This window comes from Streptomyces sp. LS1784 (genome assembly GCF_020103755.1).
GTDB lineage: Bacteria > Actinomycetota > Actinomycetes > Streptomycetales > Streptomycetaceae > Kitasatospora.
Genome location: NZ_JAHSQD010000794.1, coordinates 1 through 2,885, shown reverse-complemented (window position 1 = coordinate 2,885; position 2,885 = coordinate 1). Strand labels below are relative to the sequence as shown.

The window sequence follows — 2,885 nt, the reverse complement described above, 5'->3', positions numbered from 1 at the left end:
GGCAGTGCGGGCGCGGCGGCGCCGTTCAGCCCGGGCACGGCCAGGCCGGGGGAGGGAGCGGCGGGGTCGTCCAGGGCCAGTCCGACGCCGCTGACGTCGGCGACCAGGTGGGCCAGCGCCTGGGCCAGCCGCCGTTCGTCGGCGATCACCTCGACCGCGGCGGCGTGCACCGAGAACCGCACCCGGCCGGGGCCGACCAGTTCGCCGGCCTCCTCGACGGCCCGGCGGACCACCTTGTCCAGGCCCACCGGCACCCGGGACGCGGCCTTCCGCCCGTCCTTGCCGTCCTTGCCGTCCTTGCCGTCCTTGCCAGCCTTGGGCTCCTTGCCGTCCTTGCCGTCCCTGACCTCGGCGCCGCTGCTCTCGCCGGCCTCGCAGCGCTGGTGGTCGAGCACCCCGTCGATCAGCTTCCCGAACCGGCGGCACTCGGCGGCCAGCCGGCGCAGCGTCCAGTTCGCCTCCGGCCAGAGCTGGCCGGCCGGGTCGGCGGCAAGCGCGTCGAGTCGCTGGTTCAGCGCGTTCAGCGCGCCGCCCAGCTCGCTCTCCAGGACGGCGGTGAGGTGCTCGTTGCGGGCGACCAGGGCGAGTTCGCGGCTGCGGTCGGTGAAGGTCATCACCGCGCCGACCAGCTGGTCGCCGTCCCGGACCGGGGCGGTGGTGAGGTCGACGGTGACCGGCCGGCCGTCCTTGCGCCACAGCACGGTGCCGCGCACCCGGTGCTTGCGCCCGGAGGTCAGGGTGTCCAGCAGCGCCGACTCCTCCAGCGCCAGCGGGGTGCCGTCGGCCCGGGAGTGCTGGATCAGCGGGTGCAGCTCGCGCCCGCCCAGCTCGCTCGCCCGGTACTCCAGGATGTGCGCGGCGGCCGGGTTGACCAGCACGCAGCGGCCTTCGAGGTCCACGCCGAGCACGCCCTCGGCGGCGGCGCGCAGGATCATCTCGGTCTGTTTGTGCTGGCGGCGCAGCTCGGCCTCGACGCCGAGCCGGCCCGAGAGGTCGCGGACCAGCAGCAGGAGCAGGTCGGAGGAGGAGGGCGAGTTCTCGCGGTACGCGTCGTACGGGGAGCGCGCGTAGCCGCGGCCGTCGCCGTCGTCGGCGAAGTCGTTGCCGGAGACCTCGACCGGGAAGGTGGTGCCGTCGGTGCGGTGGGCGGTCATCCGGACCGGGCGGTCGAGGGCGTCGCTGTCACGGGTGGCCGGGCGCATCGAGCCGGGGATGCGGCTGGGGTCGAACTCGGGCAGCAGACCCAGCACGCCCATGCCGACCAGCGAGGTGCCCGGTGCCTGCAACGCCTGGACCGCCGCGCTGTTGGCGTCCACGACGGTGCCGTTGCTGTTCACCAGCAGCAACGCGTCGGGCAGGGCGTCGAGTATGGCGGCGAGGCGAGCAGCGCCTCGGATCGGCCTGCTGCTCACGTCGACAGGTCTCCTCGGCTCGGGGCAGCTCCTCCGGAGACGGCAGTATCTCATTCTTCTTTGCGGCGAGGACGACCCGCCTAGTAACGTTGGCGGTGGTTGGTGCCGAGCCCCACGGTTGTGGCATCATCACTGACACACGGAACGGGTCCGCTCACGCGGGTACGCTCCATGTGGGGAGGCTTCGCCTAGTCCGGTCTATGGCGCCGCACTGCTAATGCGGTTTCGGGGTTATTCCTGATCGAGGGTTCAAATCCCTCAGCCTCCGCCAGTCGGGAGCCCCCGTCGACGATCTCGTCGACGGGGGCTCTTCGCGTTCCCGGAGTCGTCCCGGGGTCGTCCCGGGGTCGGCCGGGGGCGGCGTCGGCGGGGCCGGGCGGGGGCCGGGGCAACCGATTTCGTCCTGCGCCGCAGGTCATGTAATGTTGTCCCCGCAACGCCCCGGAGGCACCGTTCACCAGGGCGAGCGCTCATAGCTCAACGGATAGAGCACTTGACTACGGATCAAGAGGTTGCAGGTTCGAATCCTGCTGAGCGCACCAACCACCGCAAGATCGGGTTCGCCCGTTCCTTGCGCTCATAGCTCAACGGATAGAGCACTTGACTACGGATCAAGAGGTTGCAGGTTCGAATCCTGCTGAGCGCACCATCGAGAAGCCCCCGGCCACCGGCCGGGGGCTTCTCTCGTTCCCCGGGGCGCCCGGCGGACGATTCGAACAGGGTTTCCCGGTGGATGGCCCCGTTCCGGAGGCCGGTGTCCACCCGATGGGCCCGGATCTCCCATTCCCACGTCCGTCCGGGTGGTGTCGATTGTCGCCTAATGGATGAAATGCAGTCGTTTCGGGTACATCCCGTCCTGCCGCCCGGATGGCCGCCAAACGGGTGGGACACGGCCAAAAGCACAGGTGTCGCAGTATGACCGGCTCAGGATCGTGATTCCTTTTCGTCGGATCTTGTGCAGACTGCCCACCGTCCCGGCAGCCGACCGCGAAGGAGAGCCGGATGAGCCGACAGTTTCCCCGTACGGCTGTCGCCCTGGCCGTCCTCGCGAGCGGGCTGCTGACCACGTGGAACGCCCCCCGCTCGGTGGCCCGATCCCCCGGTACCCGGTCCGCCGGGCGGGCGGTGCCGCCCTCCGGGCTTTCGGCCGGGTTCGATGTCGACGCCGCCCCGGGAACGGGCGTCACCGCCGGGCCGGGCGAATCGGCGGACCGGTCCGCGGCAGGGCGCCATGCCGTCCGCCATGCCGACGGAATGCGGCCGGGGGATACCGGCACCGTCGACGAGGAACTCGGCAACGCCCCGCAGACCCGCGGCAACGCCTCGCACGTGGTCTCCGACCTCTTCCCGGGCGTCGACGCGGCCGGCCCGGCGCGACCGGCTCCGGCCCGGTCCAGCCCGACCGCTGCGACGGCGTCGAGCCCGGCGGCGTCCCGTGCGTCGGCGGTGCCGGGGTCCGCGAAGGCGGGTCCG

The 2,885-nt window shown here is 71.9% G+C and carries 1 protein-coding gene, 3 tRNA genes and 1 pseudogene; 4 read left to right on the top strand and 1 reads right to left on the bottom strand.

Features of this window, described 5'->3' with window-relative positions; all coding sequences use genetic code 11:
- Positions 1–1,412 (bottom strand): PAS domain-containing protein (locus tag KS423_RS42510; RefSeq protein WP_224285051.1); only part of this gene is annotated, 1,412 nt, incomplete at its 3' end.
- Positions 1,413–1,589: 177 nt separating this feature from the next.
- On the opposite strand from KS423_RS42510, the gene KS423_RS42505 reads away from it, so the two are divergent.
- The 4 genes and pseudogenes from KS423_RS42505 to KS423_RS42490 form a co-directional block, all read left to right on the top strand.
- Positions 1,590–1,683: transfer RNA gene (locus KS423_RS42505), tRNA-Ser, on the top strand.
- Positions 1,684–1,878: 195 nt separating this feature from the next.
- Positions 1,879–1,954: transfer RNA gene (locus KS423_RS42500), tRNA-Arg, on the top strand.
- 31 nt (positions 1,955–1,985) lie between these two features.
- Positions 1,986–2,061 (top strand) — tRNA-Arg (locus tag KS423_RS42495).
- 353 nt (positions 2,062–2,414) lie between these two features.
- Positions 2,415–2,885, top strand: a pseudogene (locus KS423_RS42490) (hypothetical protein); the annotation flags it as partial.